Raw genomic sequence first — 17,733 nt, forward strand, 5'->3', positions numbered from 1 at the left:
GAAGGACAAAGCGAGCGGTTTGGAGCATGACTGAGATGAGCGGCACATCCGGGTCCGAGGCCAGCGCCGGAGAGGATTGCGTGCGGCAGGTGCTGGTGGCGAACCAGCTTGGCCTGCACGCACGGCCCGCCAGCCAGATAGCCCGGGAGGCCCAGGGCTTTTCCGCCAGCATCAGCCTGGTGGGCCAGGGGCAAACCGTGGACGCCAAGAGCATTTTGGACGTGTTGACCCTGGCCGCCGGCCCGGGCAGCACCATTGAAATACGCGCCAGCGGCAACGACGCCGAGGCGGCGGTGGAGCGGATTTCGCAACTGTTCGCCGCAAGGTTCGGGGAGAAATAGTGGCCAGAGCCATTGTTCGCGGTATTTCGGTGTCCACGGGCTTCGCCATCGGCAAGGCCGTGTTCGTCAACCGCAGGCACAACGCGGAGGTGCCGCGCCAGTCCATCGGCCCCGCCCTTGTGGAGGCCGAGGAGGAACGCCTGCGCCAGGCCTTCAGCCTTGTGGAGGCCGACCTTGCAAGCGCGCGCGACCGCATTCCCGCCGAGCTGGCCGAGCACCGGCACATCCTTGAATCGCACCTGATGATTCTGAAGGACCCCAAGCTCAGCGGCGCGGCGGCCAAGCACATCCGCGAGCTTGGCGTCAACGCCGAGTGGGCGCTGGAAAAGGCCGTGGCCGAGCTGGAGAAGGCCTTCGGCCTGCTGGACGACCTGTACATCCGCGAGCGCCTGCAAGACGTGCGCGTCATGAGCGACCGCGTCATGGCACGGCTTTTGGGCACTGTGCGCGAATTTCTGGCCGTGGAGGGCCGGGTCATCATCATGGCCCACGACCTGACCCCGGCCGACACGGTGATGCTTGAGGTGGGCAAGATCATGGGCTTCGCCACGGCCCAGGGCGGCAAAACCTCGCACACCGGCATCATGGCCCGTACCCTGGGCATTCCCGCCCTGGTGGGCGCGGGCGAGCTGGAAGAGCTGGTGGGCGACGGCGACCTGGTCATCATCGACGGCGTGGGCGGCCGCGTGCTGGTGGACCCCGACGAGGACGAACTGGCCGAGTTCAACGAGCTGGCCGACCAGTTCGAGGACTACCAGCGCCGCATTTACCGGGGCTGCCAGCTCCCCGCCGAGACCATCGACGGCTACCGCGTGCAGGTGCTGGCCAACATCGAACTCATCGAGGAAGTGGCGGCGGTGCTCGACAACGGCGGCGAGGGCATAGGCCTCTACCGCACGGAATACAGCTACCTGAACCGCACGGACCTGCCCGGCGAGGACGAGCTTGCGGACAAGTACGCCGACCTTGCGGCCATCATGAGCCCGCGCAAGGTCATCTTCCGCACCCTTGATCTTGGCGCGGACAAATTCATCGCCAGCTTCGGCGCGCTCGACGAGGCCAACCCGGCCATGGGCCTGCGCGCCATACGCTTCTGCATGCAGCACCCGGAGCTGTTCAAGACGCAGCTCAAGGCCATTGCCCGGGCCAGCGCCTACGGCAACGTGTCGCTCATGTTCCCCATGATCTCCGGCCTGCGCGAGGTGCGCCGGGCCAAGGCCAAACTGAGGGAGGCCCAGGAGGAGCTGCGCGCCGAGGGCAAGCGCTTCAATCCGGACATGCCCGTGGGCATCATGATCGAGCTGCCCGCGGCCGTGATGATGGCCAGCATGCTGGCCGAGGAAGTGGACTTCTTCAGCATCGGCACCAACGACCTCATCCAGTACAGCCTGGGCATCGACCGCACCAACGCCCACGTGAGCTACCTGTACCAGCCGCTGCATCCGGCGGTGCTGCGCAGCATCAAGCACGTGGTCGACGCCGCCCACCAGGCCGGCATCGAGGCCAGCCTCTGCGGCGAGGTGGCGAGCGACCCCTTCTGCGTGCCCATTCTCATGGGGATGCAGATCGACTGCATCTCCCTTTCGCCCCAGGCCATTCCCGGCATCAAGCGGATCATCCGCCAAGCCCGCATGAGCGAGTGCAAGGCGCTCTTGCGCGATGTGCTGGCCTGCCGCACGGTGAACAAGATCAACCGCCTGGTGCGCGACACGATCTTCCACAAGTATCCTGAGGAGCTGAACTTCTTTGCTTCACTCTTGGACAACGACGATCTTGGCGGCTAGCACATGAGCGCCAACACTGTTCCCAATCGCCACGCGGGCGAAAAACTCATCGCCACCAACAAGCAGGCGCGCCGCCTCTACGAGTTTCTGGAGGTCATGGAGGCCGGGCTCGTGCTCATGGGCTCGGAGCTCAAGAGCCTGCGCGAGGGCCGCGTCAACTTCATGGACGGCTATGTGCGCTTCAGCAAGGACGAGGCCTGGCTCACCGGGGTGCACATTGCGCCCTACGCCAACGCGGGCATGGACCCGCACGACCCCGTGCGCGAGCGCAAGCTGCTTTTGCACCACCGCGAGATCGACAAGCTGCAGGCCCTGGCCGCGCAGAAGGGCCTCACCGTCATTCCCGTGCGCCTGTACTTCAAAAACGGCCGCGTGAAGCTCGAAATCGCCCTGGGCAAGGGCAAAAACGTCCACGACCGCCGCGACGACCTCAAAGAGCGCGACCTGAACCGCGACACCGCCCGGCAATTGGCGGACTACAAACGCTCCTAAACCCCGCCCCTTCCACGCGGCGGGCCAGACCCGGAACATCCGCATGACCAGCACTCCTCTTGTCGGCGCACTTTCCCCGGCGCACCTGCGCTTCCTCGAAGGCCTGTTCCCCGGCGAGCAGCTGGTCACCGCCCCGGCGGAGATGGCCGTGTACGGCGCGGACTCCAGCCGCCGCTCGGCCATGCCCTGGGCCGTGGCGCGGCCAAGGACCGAGGACCAGATCGTGGAGCTCATGAAATGGGCCGAGGCCGAGCGCGTGCCCCTGGTGCCCCGCGCCCGCGGCACCGGCATGAGCGGCGGCGCGGTGCCCGCCTTCGGCGGCGTCGTGGTCTCCTGCCTGTGGCTCAACCGCGTGCTCGACGTGGACGCCGACGACTTCGCGGCCGATGTGGAGCCCGGCGTCATCACGGCGGAGTTCCAGGCCCTGGTGCAGAAGCAGAAGCTTTTCTATCCGCCGGACCCGGCCAGCCTCAAGATGTCCACCCTGGGCGGCAACGTGGCCACCTGCGCGGGCGGCATGCGCGCGGTCAAATACGGCGTGACGCGCGAATACGTGCTGGGCGTGCGCGCCGTGCTGCCCGGCGGCCGCATCGTCAACGCGGGCGGCCGCACGCACAAGAACGTGGTGGGCCTCGACCTGACGCGGCTTTTCGTGGGCTCCTGCGGCACCCTGGGCCTGTTCACCAGGCTCACGCTCAAGCTTTTGCCCCTGCCGGAAAGCTCGGCCACGGTGCTGGCGGCCTTCGGTTCGCTCAAGGGCGCCCTGGAGGGCGCGCGCGGCGTGTTCCGGGCGGGCATTCTGCCCACGGCCATGGAGTTCATGGACGCCAAGGCCTGCTGGGGCATCAGCCAGATCAAGGACGTGCCCTGGCCCAAGGACGTCACCCAGGCCGTGCTGGTGCTCAAGGTGGACGGCAGCAAGGCCGCGCTGGCGGCGGAGCTCTCGCGCCTGGAAGAGGCCCTCAAGCCCTCGAACCCGCTGTGCCTGTACAAGGGCCTGGGCGCGCAGGAGGAAGAGCCCCTGTGGGAGATGCGCCGCCTGGTCAGCCCGGCCAGCTTCCACCTCGGGCCGGACAAGTTGGGCGAGGACGTGGCCGTGCCGCGCGGCAAGACCGTGCAGGCCGTGGAGGGCTTCCAGGCCATCGGCCAGGAGAACGGCATCCACGTGGTGTGCTATGGCCATTTGGGCGACGGCAACACCCACGTGAACATCGTGTACGACGCCAAGGACCCGGACCAGGTGGCGCGCGCCAAGAAGTGCAAGGAGGCCGTGTTCCGGCTCACGCTGTCGCTCGGCGGCACGCTCTCCGGCGAGCACGGCACGGGCATCACCAAGGGGCCGTATGTCTCCTGGCAATTGGGCGAGAACGAGCGCGCCGTCATGGCGGGCATCAAGAACGTGTTCGACCCCAGCGGCATTTTGAATCCCGGCAAGGGGTGGGTGTAATGGGCGATTGCGTTCTGTGCGGCTGCTGCCTTGAGGGCTGCCCCTTGCTCGCCGCCACCGGACGCGAGGAGCTTTCTCCCCGCGCCAAGGCTCTCTTGGCCGGGCCGTCCAAGTGGGACGCGGGCGAATTGCCCCAGGACGCCGTGGCCGCCCTGACCGGGTTGTGCCTGGCCTGCGGCCGCTGCGAAAAGCTTTGCCCCCAGGGCGTGAAGGTCCCGGCCCTGATGTCGGCCATGCGCGCCGGGCATCCTGATTTCAAGCAGTGGCTGTGGAAGCAGTGGATCACCAAGCTCGGGCCGTTCTGGTCGCTTGCCGCGCGCGGCGCGGCGCTGACGCCCGAGGCCTTTGTCCCGGCCTCGCTCAGCCTGGCCCTGAAGGGGCTCAAAGGGCTGCGGCCCGGCAAGGGCCTGGCGCCCTGGCTCGCCATCACCAAACTGCCGGCGGAGGCCTTTGCCGCGCAATACGCCGGCAGGGGCGCGACGCTTTTTGACGGCTGCGTGGGCAAGGGCCCGCGCGCGGCCTGGGGCGAAACGGCGCGGCATCTGCTGCGCGGCCTGGGCGCGGACATGGTCGAGACGGACTTCTCCTGCTGCGGCTCCACCCTGGGCGTGGCCGGGCTGCCCGAGGCCCAGGCCGATGTGCGTCGCGAGAACATCGCGGCCTGGCGCAAGGCCGGGCGGCCGCTCGTCGTCACCTACTGCGCCACCTGCCGCAAGGGCCTGGCGGAATATGCCGAGGGCGGCGTGGCGGGCGGGCTTTTCGCCGACGAGGCCGAGGCCGCGCAGTGGAGCGGGGCGGTGACGCCACTTGCCGCGCTGCTGGCCGGGACCGTGGCCAAGGTCGGCCGCGGCGCGCCCGCCGTGGTGGGCTATCACCGGCCGTGCCACGCGGATGCGGGCGACGCCGACTTCAAGCTGCTTTCCGGCCTGCTGGGCGCGCGGCTGCGCACCCCGGCCAAGGGCGGCTGCTGCGGCTTCGGCGGCATTTTGCAGCTGGGCGCGCCGGAGCTTTCCACAAAGGTGGGGCAGGGCTGCTGGGCCAATCTGGACGCCACGCTTGGCTTTAGCGCCGCGCCGGAGGTGACGCCAGCCTATGTGCTCACCGGGTGCAGCGGCTGCGTTATGCAGCTTGCCGCAACGGCCCCAAAAGGCGCTCGGGTCGGCCACTGGCTGGAGATTGTGCGGCGAAATTGAGCACATGGAATCATCCCGCTGGGCGAGAAAAGGCGCTTTTGCGGGTTGACGAATCCCCAGCCGGGGTTATCTGGACACGAATATTTGACGCGGCCCCGGAAATGTCCGAGAACACCGAGCGCGCGCGATCAGGGCCGCAGGCCCGACGCGTGGAGCATGGACCCGGAGGTTTTTCCCTCAAGGGTCCGTATTGACATGAAGAAAATTTACGGCCGGGGTCTTACCGCCGCCGGATGAGGAGCCTTCGCCCATGTTCACCTCCATTTTGAAGAAGATCATCGGTTCGAGCAACGAGCGCTATTTGAGGAAGCTGGAGCCCCTGGTGGCCCGCATCGCCGCGCTTGAACCGCAAATGCAGGCCCTTTCCGACGAGGATTTTCCGGCCAAGATCGCTGCCTGGAAGGAAGAAGTCGCGGGCGGCCGCAGCCTGGACGACCTGCTGCCCGAGTGCTTCGCCCTGGTGCGCGAGGCCGGGCAAAGAGCCCTTGGCATGCGCCACTACGACGTGCAGATGGTGGGCGGCATGGTGCTGCACCAGGGGCGCATAGCCGAAATGAAGACCGGTGAAGGCAAAACCCTGGTGGCCACGCTGCCCGTGGTGCTGAACGCGCTTTCCGGCAAGGGCGTGCACCTGGTCACCGTGAACGACTACCTGGCCAAGCGCGACGCCGCCTGGATGGGCAAGCTCTATAATTTCCTGGGCCTCAGCGTGGGCGTCATCGTCCACGGCCTCACCGACGAAGAGCGCCAGGTGGGCTACGGGGCCGACATCACCTACGGCACCAACAACGAGTTCGGCTTCGACTACCTGCGCGACAACATGAAGTTCTACAAGGAGTCGCTGGTGCAGCGGCCCCTGAACTACGCCATCGTGGACGAAGTCGACTCCATCCTCATCGACGAGGCGCGCACCCCGCTCATCATCAGCGGCGCGGCCGAGGAATCCACCCAGCTCTACCGCAAGGTCGACGGCATCATTCCCATGCTGGTGCGCGGCGAGAAGTCCAAAGAGGAGGGCGTCGAGCCCACGGGCGACTTCGAGGTGGACGAGAAGGCGCGCAGCATCGCCATGACCGAGCGCGGCGTCACCAAGTGCGAGAAGCTGCTCGGCGTGGAGAACCTGTACGACCCGGCCAACGCCACCCTGCAGCACCACGTGCTCCAGGGCTTGAAGGCCCACCACCTGTACCGCCGCGATGTCGAGTACATCGTCAAGGACGACCAGGTCATCATCGTCGACGAGTTCACGGGCCGCCTCATGCCCGGCCGCCGCTTCTCCGACGGTTTGCACCAGGCCCTGGAGGCCAAGGAAAACGTGAAGGTGGAGGCCGAGAACCAGACGCTCGCCAGCATCACCTTCCAGAACTACTTCCGCATGTACGAGAAGCTCTCCGGCATGACCGGCACGGCCGACACCGAGGCCGTGGAGTTCAAGGAGATCTACAACCTCGACGTCTCGGTCATTCCCACCAACCGCGACATGGTGCGCATCGACTACGCGGACATGATCTTCAAGACCCAGGCCGAGAAGTTCCACGCCATCGCCGACGAGATCGCCGAATGCCACAAGACCGGCCAGCCTGTGCTGGTGGGCACGGTCAGCATCGAGAAGAGCGAGCTCGTTTCGACCATGCTGAAAAAGCGCGGCGTGCCGCACAACGTCTTGAACGCCAAGCAGCACGAGCTGGAGGCCCAGATCGTGGCCGAGGCCGGACAGAAGGGCAAGGTCACCATCGCCACCAACATGGCCGGCCGCGGCACGGACATCGTGCTGGGCGAGGGCGTGAAGGAGCTGGGCGGCCTGCACATTCTCGGCACGGAGCGCCACGAGTCGCGGCGCATCGACAACCAGCTGCGCGGCCGTTCCGGCCGTCAGGGCGACCCCGGCAGCTCGCGCTTCTACCTGGCGCTCGACGACGACCTCATGCGCCTGTTCGGCAGCGACCGCATCGCGGGGCTGATGAACACCCTGGGCCTGGAGGACGGCGAGGCCATCGAGAACCGCATGGTCAGCCGCGCCATCGAGGGCAGCCAGAAGCGCGTCGAGGCGCACAACTTCGAAATCAGAAAGCAGCTGCTCGACTACGACAACGTCATGAACCAGCAGCGCGAGGTCATTTACGCCCGCCGCCGCGAGATCATGTACGCCGAGACCCTGGACGACATCGTCGAGGAGTACATCGACGAGCTTCTGACCGACATCTACACCCTGGTGGAGGACGCCAAGGGCTCCCTGGACGAGGAGACCGAAGGCATCGTCTCCTCCCGCCTGGACGAAGTGTTCGACCTCTCGCGCTTCCCCGGCTTCTCCTCCGCGCTGCCCAGCCGCGAGCAGTCCGAGGCCTGGATCAAGGAGATTCTGGACGGGCTGCACGCCTCCGCGCCGGACAACTTCCAGGAGATCCTGCGCTACTTCATTCTGGAGACGCTCGACCGCAACTGGAAGGACCACCTGCTCTCCATGGACCACCTGCGCGACGGCATAGGCCTGCGCGGCTACGGCCAGAAGGACCCGAAGCAGGAGTACAAGCGCGAGGGCTTCGACCTCTTCCGCGCCATGCTCTACACCATCGCGGAAAAGTCCATGAGCCTCATCTGCCGCCTGCGCATTCAGAAAGAGGTGAAGGAAGAGGAGTTCCAGCACAAGGAGACCGCCGCCGACCTGGAGTACCAGGGCCCCGCGGTGGACGCCGAGGCCAAGAAGAAGCAGCCGGTGAAGCGCGCCGCGGCCAAGGTGGGGCGCAACGATCCGTGCCCGTGCGGCTCCGGCAAGAAGCACAAGAACTGCTGCGGCAAATAATATATGATTCCGATGCACGTATAGAACAGCTTGATACGCGCGGGGGGCTATGGTACGCACGCTGCTGCCATGTCCCCCCGACCGCTTTCGGGGCCCGTACCGCCCCAGGCGGCTGACACGCATCCGGTTTTCGGAGAAAGCTGCATGACCAAAGTGCTCGTCGTTGAAGACAGCCGCTCCTTCGCCGCGCTGGTGTCCAAGCACATCCGGCAGGATCTCGGCTTCGATGTCGTGGTCGCGTCCAGCCTGGCCGCGGCCAAGGGCATTCTCGACCAGGGCACGGACTATCTCGCCGCGCTTCTGGACATCAACCTGCCCGACGCACCCCACGGCGAATCCGTGGACCTCGCCATTTCCTACAAGATTCCGGCCATCGTCTTCACCGGCGAACTCTCCGACACCCTGCGCGAAAGCTTTTGGAACCGCCACATCGTCGACTACGTGCTCAAGGACAGCATCGAGAACGTGGACTACGTGGTGGCCCTGCTGGCGCGGCTGGCGAAAAATCCGCAGACCAAGATCCTCATCGTCGACGATTCCCGCAGCTACCGCCACGCCGTGGGCCGGCTTTTGACCACCCACCGCTACCACGTGCTGGAGGCGGGCAGCGGCGAGGAAGCCCTGGCCGTGCTGGGCGAGCACCCGGACACGCGCCTGGTGCTGGTGGACTACAACATGCCCGGCATGGACGGCTTTGCCCTGACGCGCGAAATACGCCGCAACTTCGGCAAGGACATGCTGGCCATAGTGGGCGTCTCGGCCGAGGGCGGCGCCAGGCTCTCCCCGCGCTTCATCAAGAGCGGCGCCAACGACTACCTGCACAAGCCCTTTCTGGTGGAAGAATTCTACACGCGCATCACCCAGAACCTGGAGATGCTCGACCACATCGCCCAGGTGCGCGACATGGCCGAACGCGACTACCTGACCCGCGTGTACAACCGCCGCTATTTCTTCTCCGCCGGCAACCAGCTGCACGCCCTGCTGACCCGCAGGGGCCAGCCCGTCACCGTGGCCATGCTCGACATCGACCACTTCAAGAACGTCAACGACACCCTGGGCCACGAGGCGGGCGACGCCGTGCTGCGGCAAATGGCCCAGCTGCTGGCCTCGCGCTTCCGCACCTCGGACATCGTGGCGCGCCTGGGGGGCGAGGAATTCTGCGTGCTCGCCTCGGACATCGCCGCGGACCAGGCTGTGCTGCTGTTCGAGGATCTGCGCAAGGTGTTCGAATCGACGCCCGTGCGCTTCGGCGAGGACGTGGTCTCCTACACCGTGAGCATCGGCCTGTGCTGCGAGCTGGGGCTGAGCCTGGACGGCATGCTGCGCGAGGCCGACCGCATGCTGTACCGGTCCAAGAGCGCGGGCCGCAACCGCGTGACCTTGTACCGGGCCGAGGACGAACCCACCGGGCTGGCCTGATCCCCGGAGCCGCTTCTGCCGTTCTTCGGCCTGCCGCGCTTCACCGTTCATCGCTGGCCGGGCGCTGGTTTGCTTCCCGCCGCAACCGCGCACGCCAACAGCGCACGCCAACAGCGCACAGCGACCCGAACGGCCCGAGTTTGGTGATCCACTGCTTCCACAACCACGGCATGAAATCAGGATGTCCGGCGCGCATGGCCGACATCAGGGCCGGGACCTGCACGCCCAGGGGCGCAGCTTTTCGCAACGGCCGCAGGCCAGGCACGGCGAGCATGCACAGCATCAACCCGGCGCGACCACGTGCCGCACAGGGCAGACCGCCCGGCCAGACCCGCCAAAGACCCTTTGAAACCCGTTGCGGCCTGTGCTAGGCTTCGCTCCCGCGCGCGGCCGCACCTGCCGCCAGCGCCGAATCCACACGTGAGGTTCGCCCATGACCATGCCGCCCAAGGGATACCGCTTCGCCGTCGCCGCCGCCGGCTTCAAAAGACCGGACCGCAACGATCTGGGGCTCATCGTGAGCGAGACGCCCGCCGTCGCCGCGGGCGTGTTCACCAAGAATCGCTTCCAGGCCGCGCCCGTGCTGGTGTGCAAAGATCTTTTGGGCCAGCGCCCCCAGGCCCGCGCCCTGCTCGTGAACTCCGGCCAGGCCAACGCCTGCACCGGCGACGAGGGCCTGGCCAACTGCCGCGCCACCCTGGAGCTTGTGGCCGCCCAGGCCGGCATCGCCGCGGCCGAGGTGCTGCCCACCTCCACCGGCGTCATCGGCGCGCAGCTCAAGATGGACAAGTGGGCCGCCGCCGCGCCCCAACTGGGGCAAAGCCTGGGCAAGGCCACGGCGGTCGATGTGGCCAAGGCCATGATGACCACGGACACCTTCCCCAAGCTCATCGCCAAGAGCGTGACCCTGCCCGGCGGCGAAATCCGCGTGCTCGGCATGTGCAAGGGCGCGGGCATGATTTCGCCCAACATGGCGACCATGCTCGGCTTCGTGCTCACCGACGCGGACGTTGAAGCCGCCGCCTGGAAGGATATCCTCGTCCACGCCGCAAACCGCTCCTTCAACGCCCTCACCGTGGACGGCGACACCAGCACCAACGACACCGTGCTGGCCCTGGCCAACGGCGCCTCCGGCGTGGCCGTCGGGGACGCCAAGGCGCTCAAGCTGCTGCGCGACTGCGTCACCGCCGTGTGCCAGGAGCTTTCCTACCGCATCGTGCAGGACGCCGAGGGCGGCACCAAGGTGGCGCACATCACGGTCACCGGGGCCAAAAGCGCCGCCCAGGCCGAGCTGGCCGCGCGCACCATCGGCAATTCGCCCCTGGTCAAAACCGCGCTCTTCGGGTGCGACCCCAACTGGGGGCGCATCATCGCCGCCCTGGGCAGAAGCGGCGCGGACTATGAGCCGGAAGCCGTGGTGCTCAAAATCGGGGGCATCCTCGTGTTCGAGAAGGGACAGCCCTCGCCCGAGGACCTGGACGCGCTGCTGGCGCCCTGCATGCGCCACCAGGACGTGGCGATCGAGCTCGACCTGCACGCCGGGCGCGGCTCCTTCACCTTGCTCGCCTCGGACCTGACCAAGCGCTACATCGAGATCAACGCGGACTACCGCACGTAACGAATGGTTTTGCAAAGCGTTTTGCAACTTCGCCGTGCGTGATGGGCCGATGGGCTGTTTCCCGTCCAAGGCTGCGGAGCAGGCGATTGCACCATGTTCACCCAATCCCCATCGGGGTCCAGGGGGATGAAATCCTCCTGGCGGGGATGGCAAGGGGGGCGCCCCTTTCTGGACGCCGCCCACCCGCGGAGGCTCACTCACCCATGTCGCGACTCGATTCCCGTTCCCGCATGACCCGCCTGGCGGATTTTTTGTTCGAATGCGGCATGCTGCGCAAAACGCCGCGCTCCGGCTACCAGTTCCTGGGTTCCGGGAAGGAGAACGTGGCCGAGCACAGCTTCCGCACCGCGGTCATCGGTTTCGTGCTGGCGCAAATGGCCGGGGCGAACAAGGAGCGCACGGCCATGATGTGCCTGTTCCACGACCTGCACGAGGCCCGCACCGGCGACTTCAACTACGTGAACAAGCTGTACAACTCCAGCTCCGGCACCCAGGCGCTGGAGGACTCTCTCTCCGGCACCGGGCTTGAGGGCGACGTGCTGCCCCTGTGGACCGAGCTGGAGGAGACCGCAACGCCCGAGGCCCTGCTGGCGCACGATGCCGACCAGCTGGACCTGATGCTGAACCTGAAGGAAGAATCGGACCTGGGCAACCGCTACGCGGACAAGTGGCTGGCCGCGGCCAAGCTGCGCCTGCGCACGTCCGAGGGCCAGGAGCTGGGCCGCGTGATTCTGGAGACCGACCACACGGACTGGTGGTTCTTGGGACCGGACCAGGCCTGGTGGGAGCGCAAGAACGGCTCGCGCGACAATTCGCCGCGCAATGACGTTTCAAACGTCAAGGCTGATGAGGCGGAAAACGAGGACGGGCAATAGGCTCCTGTTTTCCGACCTCTTTTCTCCGGTTTTGCGCGTGTTTAAAATGCCGCCGGCGTAGGGGCCAAGCCTTGCGGGAGGCCCGCGCATGTGCTAGTCAGACTGCGTTGCCCGGGTAAGTAAAAAAGATTTTTTAATCCGGGCGCACGCATGGCCCGCGGCCAAGCGCCGCAGCCAGAAGGGAGCCGCCACCGATGATTCAGGGAACACGCCGTGCGCACCTCTCGCCCATCGCTCAGTTGGGCGACTCCGCCCTGCGCCTTGTGGGCGACATGGGCGCCATGTTCCTGTTCCTGCTCGAATCCTTCGGCCGCATCTTCCGGTCCTGGGGCCAGTTCGCCAAAACCGTCCGCCAAATCTATTTCATCGGCGTCAAAAGCGTCAGCGTCATCACGCTCATCAGCCTGTTCACGGGCATGGTCATAGGCCTGCAGATGTACTACGCCCTGGCCAAGTTCGGCGCCGACGGCTTCCTCGGCTCGGCCGTGGCGCTCTCCCTGGTGCGCGAGCTCGGCCCCGTGCTCACGGCCATCATGATCACCGGCCGCGCCGGCTCCTCCATGACCGCCGAGATCGGCGTCATGCGCATTTCCGAGCAGGTCGACGCCCTGCGCGTCATGGACATCAATCCCATCGGCTATCTGGTGAGCCCCAAGCTGGCCGCCTCCATCATCTGCTTCCCCATCCTCACGGCGTTTTTCGACCTCGTGGGCATCGTGGGCGGCTACCTCACCGGCGTGCTGCTGCTTGGCGGCAACTCCGGCGTCTACTGGTACCGCGTCAGCGCCTACCTCAAGATGAACGACATCACCGGCGGGTTCATCAAGTCGCTGGTGTTCGGCGTGGTGGTGTGCACGGTTTGCTGCTACATGGGCTATTACACGCACCTGCGGCGCGACGCCGTCGGCCCCGAGGGCGTGAGCCAGGCCACCACCGCTGGCGTGGTGACCTCCTGCGTGCTCATCCTGCTGGCCGACTACGTGCTGACCTCGATATTGTTCTAGGAGTATGGACGTGACCCAGCAGACCACACCGGACATCCTCTTGGAGGGACTCACCATCGGCTACGGCGAGCATGCCGTGGTGAGCAACATCGACGCGACGCTGCCCGGCGGGAAAATTTCGGTCATCCTGGGCGGCTCGGGCTGCGGCAAGTCCACCCTGCTCAAGCACATTTTGAAGCTGCACCCCGCGCTGTCCGGACGCATCGTCATCGGCGGGCACGACCTGGCCAAGCTGGACCGCCGGGGCATGCACTGCCTGCGCCAGCGCATGGGCGTGCTGTTTCAGGACGGCGCGCTGCTGGGATCGCTGACCCTGGGCGACAACGTGGCCCTGCCCCTGCGCGAGCACACGCGCCTGAGCGAAAAGGACGTGCATGAGCGCGTTCTGGCCAAGCTCGGCCTGGTGGGCCTGGCCGACTTCCACGACTATTTCCCCAACGAGCTTTCCGGCGGCATGCGCAAGCGCGCCGGGCTGGCCCGGGCCATGGTCATGGACCCGCCCCTGCTTTTTTGCGACGAGCCCACAAGCGGCTTGGACCCCGTGACCGCGGCGGAGCTTGACCAGCTGCTGCTGGAGCTCAAGCGCCGCTCCGACATGACCCTGGTGGTGGTGAGCCACGACCTGGACAGCATGCGCACCATTGCCGACCATGTGCTGGTGCTGGGCGACGCCCGCGTGCTCTTTCAGGGCTCCCTTGCGGAGCTTGAGGCCACGCAGGACGAATACCTGCGCCGCTTCCTGGACCGCCAGGCCGCGGAGCGCACTACGCCGCGGCTGACCATGCCGCCCCTTGATTTCAAGCTGATGAAGCGCGACTGCTCCGGATATTTGGACGAAGAACAGTAGCCGAAGCCGCTGCCGAGCGGCCCTGGCGCAAGCAACAGGGCCACACAAACGAGGTGAGGAATGAAGAAATACTCCAAGGAAACGCAGGTCGGCCTGTTCGTGCTGGTGGGCTTTCTGGCCATCGCCTACATGAGCGTCAAGCTGGGCAACGTGCATTTGTTTTCGGACAACGACTACGCGGTCAAGGCCATGTTCAACGACGTGACCGGACTCAAGGTGAACGCGCCCGTGCAGATGTACGGCGTGGAAATGGGCTTTGTCGAAAGCATCGGCATCGACCAGGACTCCGGCATGAGTGTTGTGACGCTCAAGATCCGCAAGGACGTGAAGCTGACGGACGACACCATTGCCTCGGTGAAAACCAGCGGTCTTATTGGCGATAAGTACATCAAGATTTCGCGCGGCGGCGGCGAGCCCCTCAAGGCGGGCGCTGTTCTGCGCGACACGGAATCCTCTATTGACCTTGAGGAATTAATCAGTAAGTATGTTTTTGGCGGCGTTTAAAGATTCCGTCTATGCACACTATGGTAGGTTACGCACCGATGAAAAAAATATCCTGTGTTCTTAGTATATTGATTCTTGTCCTGGCCGTCTCGTCCATGGCCTTTGCCGGAGAGCCCCAGAACCGCCTGAAGATAGGCATCGACAAAGTGATTGCGATTCTTTCCGACCCGGCCTTGAAGGGACCGGCCAAGCGTGTCGAGCGCCAGCGCAAAATGCGCGTCGTGGCCGACAGCTTCTTCGACTGGCGTGAGCTTTCCCGCCGCGCCCTGGCCGAGTCGTGGAACAAATATACGCCCAAGCAGCAGGACGAGTTCGTGGCCAGCTTCTCCGAGCTGCTGGAAAAGACTTACATCCGCAAGCTTGAGAAATTCAACAACGAGAAGGTTGAATACCTCAAGGAGCAGGTTGACGGCACCCACGCCTTCATCAACACCCAAGTGCTGATGAAGGACAAGAACGTGCCCATCAACTACGTCATGATCAAGCACGACCAGTGGATGGTCTATGACGTGGTCATCGAGGGCGTGAGCCTGGTGAAGAACTACCGCACGCAGTTCTCCAAGATTCTGTCGCGGGAGACCCCGGACCAGCTCATCCAGCGCATCAAGGACAAGATCAAGGCCTTGGATGAAGGCAAGAACGTTGATGATGTCGTCGGCAAGTAGGGGGAAGTCCATGAGCGTGCGCAAAGAAGTTCTCGGACGCGGCTGGCTGCAGCATTTGCTCGCTGCCGCGGCTCTGACAGTGGTGTGCGTCGGCACGGCCTTGGCCGCGGACAAGCCCGTGGCCGAGAAGGCCCCTGCGTTGCTCGCCTCCGGGCCGGTTTTGCTGGCCTACGGCGACGACGACATCTGGGACGAGAACGGCAAGATCATCAAGCGCACAGTCGGCGCGCCGCAGAACATGAGCATGGCCGACCAGGCCGCCGGCACACCGGACCCGCTCGAGGGCTGGAACCGCATGTGGTTCGGTTTCAACGACAAGCTCTACTTCTGGGCCCTCAAGCCCGTGGCCCAGGGCTATTCGTACGCCGTGCCCGAACGCCCGCGCCTGTGGGTGCACAACTTCTTCCACAACCTCATGTACCCGGTGCGCTTCACCAGCCTCATGCTGCAGGCCAAGTTCGACGCCGCCGCGGTGGAGACCTCGCGCTTCATCGGCAACACGGCCTTCGGCCTGGGTGGCTTCGCGGACATCACCTCGGACAGCAAGACCTACAAGCCCATCGGCTCCACCGAGCAGGACCTGGGCCTGACCTTCGGCTACTGGGGCGCCGGCAACGGCTTCTATCTGGTGTGGCCCTTCCTCGGCCCCTCCACCGGCCGCGACACCCTGGGCTACGCGGGCGACTACTTCCTGACCCCGACGAGCTACATCAACCCCTGGTACTGGTCCATGGCCACCAAGGGCTACGACAAGGTCAACGAGACTTCGCTGCGCCTTGGCGACTACGAGACCTTGAAGGAAGCCTCCGTCGACCCGTACGAGGCCGTGCGCGACGCCTACCTGCGCCTGCGCTTCAAGAAGATGAACGACTAGGGCGGTCGGTTTCGCCTCCAGGTAAACTCCATGCGTCTGGCCGTCATTTCCGACACGCACTTAAGCGGTCCTGACGAACGATTCTGCGCCCTCTACGAAGAGCATTTCGCGCCCGCCGATGTCCTGCTTCACTGCGGCGACATGGTGGGCGCCGCTCTTTATCACTACCTGTGCCGGCACCCTCGCTTTTATTGCGTGCGCGGCAACTGCGACCACTTCATCCTCGACCACGACGTGCCCCAGACCTTGAGCCGCACCCTGGCCCTGCCGGGCGGCGAAATCACCTTCGGCATGGCCCACGGCTGGGGCGAACGCAGCACGGTCTGGCTGCGCGTGGCCGAGCTGTTCCCCAAGCACGATCTGGTCTGCTTCGGCCACACCCACCGCCGCCACTTCGCGGAGCACAAGGGCGCGCGCATCCTGAACCCCGGCAGCCTGGCCGAGGGCTCCTTCGCCCTGCTCGACATCGCGGACGACGGCGCCATGGGCTGCACCTTCGTGGATCTTTAGCCGCAGCCGGAGCCGCATGCCTTTTCGCCGTACTTGACGCGGCTCGTCCTGGTCGGCGGACAACCGCATCGACCCTGCGCGGCCGCCGGCCTTTCCGTCAAACCTGAAGCGCCCAGCCGGGCCGGAGGCGACATGACGCGAAACGTGGCGAAACGCCGTGCCTTGCCTTCCCGCCGTCCTTCGCCGCATATCCCCTTGCCTGCGCTCCTGCTGGTGCTGCTGGCACTCCCATTCGTTGTCGTTCATCCGAGTCCAAGCCGTGCCGAAGGGCAGGGCGGGAGCGCCACCGTCCAGTCGTCAGCGTCCGACCGCACGGCCCTGCTTGACGGCTATGCGGCGGAACTCCGCGCCGTGCAGGCGCGCGGGCAAACACCGCTCATCGACGTGGAGCACCACTGGGGTGGCAAGCTGCCCCTGGCCACGCTGATTGAGAAGATGGACAAGGCCGGGGTGGCGCTTACCTGGCTCGGCCAGAACGAGCGCAACGGCAGCGCCCACGCCCTGGCCGACGCGGCGGCGCATCCCGCGCGGCTGGTGCCCACGACCATCCACGGCGACGGCCCGCGGTGGCACGGACGCGACCCGTCTTTGCTGACCGAACTGGCGGCGGATGTCGCCACCGGGCGCTACTTCGCCATGGGCGAGTTCGAGGCCCGGCACTATGTCTCCAGCACCAACGACCGCGACGTGCATCTGCCCGTGGATTCCGAGAGTTTCGAGGCCGTGTTTCGCCTGGCCGAGGCGAGCGGGCTGCCGTTTCTGCTGCATCACGAGGCCGAGGATGCGCTTTTGCCGGAGCTGGAGCGCATGCTGGTCCGGCATCCCAGGGCCAAGGTCATTTGGTGCCACGTGGGCCGCAACCGCAACCGCGCCACCTGGACCGTGCTGCCCACGCCGGAGGGCGTGCGCGCCATGCTTGCGCGCCATCCGAACCTGTACTTCGATCTGAACCAGTCGCCGCCGGGCAGTACCCACAGGGGCACCCGGCAGGTGGACGCCGTGCTGTACGACAACATCAACCCGGACAAGGGCAAGGACCAGCCCGACGCCAGGCTGAACAGCCAGTGGCGGGCGCTGTTTGAGGAGCACGCCGACCGCTTCGTATTCGGCTCGGACGTGAACACCGGGCGCTGGGACAATTACGAGCGCGTGACCGGCAACTTCCGCCGGCTCATTTTGCGCAGCCTGAGCCCCGAGGCCGGGGCCAAGATCGCCTATCAGAACGCCTGGAAGCTCATGAGCGGCCGGGACTGGCGGTAGGAGCGCGCCACTCCGGCGCGAAGCCTTTGCCGCAGATCCCAGGGGACCGAGAGGCTCTGCCTGCGCCGCGCACGTAACGGCCCGCGAACCCGCCTTCGCG

Annotated in this window: 16 protein-coding genes; all 16 read left to right on the top strand. The window is 65.9% G+C overall.

Features of this window, described 5'->3' with window-relative positions:
• Nucleotides 1-35 precede the first annotated feature (35 nt).
• The 16 genes from ACYQ4W_RS01345 (at nucleotide 36) to ACYQ4W_RS01420 (ending at nucleotide 17,633) form a co-directional block, all read left to right on the top strand.
• On the top strand, nucleotides 36-341 hold the full coding sequence (locus ACYQ4W_RS01345; protein ID WP_459851972.1) for an HPr family phosphocarrier protein: 306 nt from the start codon (nucleotides 36-38) through the stop codon (nucleotides 339-341).
• The gene (gene ptsP, locus ACYQ4W_RS01350) at nucleotides 341-2,125 is read left to right on the top strand and encodes a phosphoenolpyruvate--protein phosphotransferase (protein WP_459851974.1); all 1,785 of its coding nucleotides are present in this window, start codon (nucleotides 341-343) and stop codon (nucleotides 2,123-2,125) included. Before ACYQ4W_RS01345 ends, ptsP begins: the two co-directional genes overlap by 1 nt.
• 3 nt (nucleotides 2,126-2,128) lie before the next feature.
• Nucleotides 2,129-2,617, top strand: a complete 489-nt coding sequence (gene smpB / locus ACYQ4W_RS01355) for an SsrA-binding protein SmpB (protein ID WP_459851976.1) — start codon at nucleotides 2,129-2,131, stop codon at nucleotides 2,615-2,617.
• Between the two features lie 43 nt (nucleotides 2,618-2,660).
• A complete protein-coding gene (locus ACYQ4W_RS01360) occupies nucleotides 2,661-4,064 on the top strand; it encodes an FAD-binding oxidoreductase (RefSeq protein ID WP_459851978.1) in 1,404 nt (467 codons plus the stop codon).
• Nucleotides 4,064-5,257 carry a (Fe-S)-binding protein gene (locus ACYQ4W_RS01365; protein WP_459851980.1) on the top strand — a complete coding sequence of 398 codons (1,194 nt, stop codon included), beginning with the start codon at nucleotides 4,064-4,066 and terminating at the stop codon, nucleotides 5,255-5,257. The genes ACYQ4W_RS01360 and ACYQ4W_RS01365 overlap by 1 nt, the downstream gene beginning before the upstream one ends.
• Before the next feature lie 250 nt (nucleotides 5,258-5,507).
• On the top strand, nucleotides 5,508-8,057 hold the full coding sequence (gene secA / locus ACYQ4W_RS01370) for a preprotein translocase subunit SecA (RefSeq protein ID WP_459851982.1): 2,550 nt from the start codon (nucleotides 5,508-5,510) through the stop codon (nucleotides 8,055-8,057).
• 144 nt (nucleotides 8,058-8,201) lie between these two features.
• Nucleotides 8,202-9,476, top strand: a complete 1,275-nt coding sequence (locus tag ACYQ4W_RS01375) for a diguanylate cyclase (RefSeq protein ID WP_459851984.1) — start codon at nucleotides 8,202-8,204, stop codon at nucleotides 9,474-9,476.
• A gap of 433 nt (nucleotides 9,477-9,909) precedes the next feature.
• Entirely contained in the window at nucleotides 9,910-11,094 is a 1,185-nt protein-coding gene (argJ, locus tag ACYQ4W_RS01380; RefSeq protein WP_459851986.1) for a bifunctional glutamate N-acetyltransferase/amino-acid acetyltransferase ArgJ, read from the top strand.
• Between the two features lie 203 nt (nucleotides 11,095-11,297).
• Nucleotides 11,298-11,969 (top strand): HD domain-containing protein, encoded by a 672-nt coding sequence (locus tag ACYQ4W_RS01385; protein ID WP_459851988.1) that lies wholly within the window; start codon nucleotides 11,298-11,300, stop codon nucleotides 11,967-11,969.
• 194 nt (nucleotides 11,970-12,163) lie between these two features.
• Nucleotides 12,164-12,973 (top strand): MlaE family ABC transporter permease, encoded by an 810-nt coding sequence (locus ACYQ4W_RS01390; protein WP_459851990.1) that lies wholly within the window; start codon nucleotides 12,164-12,166, stop codon nucleotides 12,971-12,973.
• Between the two features lie 10 nt (nucleotides 12,974-12,983).
• Nucleotides 12,984-13,820: an ABC transporter ATP-binding protein gene (locus tag ACYQ4W_RS01395; protein ID WP_459851992.1), complete on the top strand. Its 837-nt coding sequence runs from the start codon at nucleotides 12,984-12,986 to the stop codon at nucleotides 13,818-13,820.
• A gap of 60 nt (nucleotides 13,821-13,880) precedes the next feature.
• The gene (mlaD, locus tag ACYQ4W_RS01400; protein ID WP_459851994.1) at nucleotides 13,881-14,324 is read left to right on the top strand and encodes an outer membrane lipid asymmetry maintenance protein MlaD; all 444 of its coding nucleotides are present in this window, start codon (nucleotides 13,881-13,883) and stop codon (nucleotides 14,322-14,324) included.
• 38 nt (nucleotides 14,325-14,362) lie between these two features.
• Complete coding sequence (locus ACYQ4W_RS01405) at nucleotides 14,363-14,989, top strand: MlaC/ttg2D family ABC transporter substrate-binding protein (RefSeq protein WP_459851996.1); 627 nt, start codon at nucleotides 14,363-14,365, stop codon at nucleotides 14,987-14,989.
• A gap of 10 nt (nucleotides 14,990-14,999) precedes the next feature.
• Nucleotides 15,000-15,863 carry an MlaA family lipoprotein gene (locus ACYQ4W_RS01410; protein ID WP_459851998.1) on the top strand — a complete coding sequence of 288 codons (864 nt, stop codon included), beginning with the start codon at nucleotides 15,000-15,002 and terminating at the stop codon, nucleotides 15,861-15,863.
• A gap of 30 nt (nucleotides 15,864-15,893) precedes the next feature.
• On the top strand, nucleotides 15,894-16,373 hold the full coding sequence (locus ACYQ4W_RS01415) for a metallophosphoesterase family protein (RefSeq protein WP_459852000.1): 480 nt from the start codon (nucleotides 15,894-15,896) through the stop codon (nucleotides 16,371-16,373).
• Between the two features lie 195 nt (nucleotides 16,374-16,568).
• The gene (locus ACYQ4W_RS01420) at nucleotides 16,569-17,633 is read left to right on the top strand and encodes an amidohydrolase family protein (protein ID WP_459852002.1); all 1,065 of its coding nucleotides are present in this window, start codon (nucleotides 16,569-16,571) and stop codon (nucleotides 17,631-17,633) included.
• The last annotated feature ends 100 nt before the right edge of the window (nucleotides 17,634-17,733 follow it).

The sequence above is a fragment of the Humidesulfovibrio idahonensis genome, from assembly GCF_054657715.1.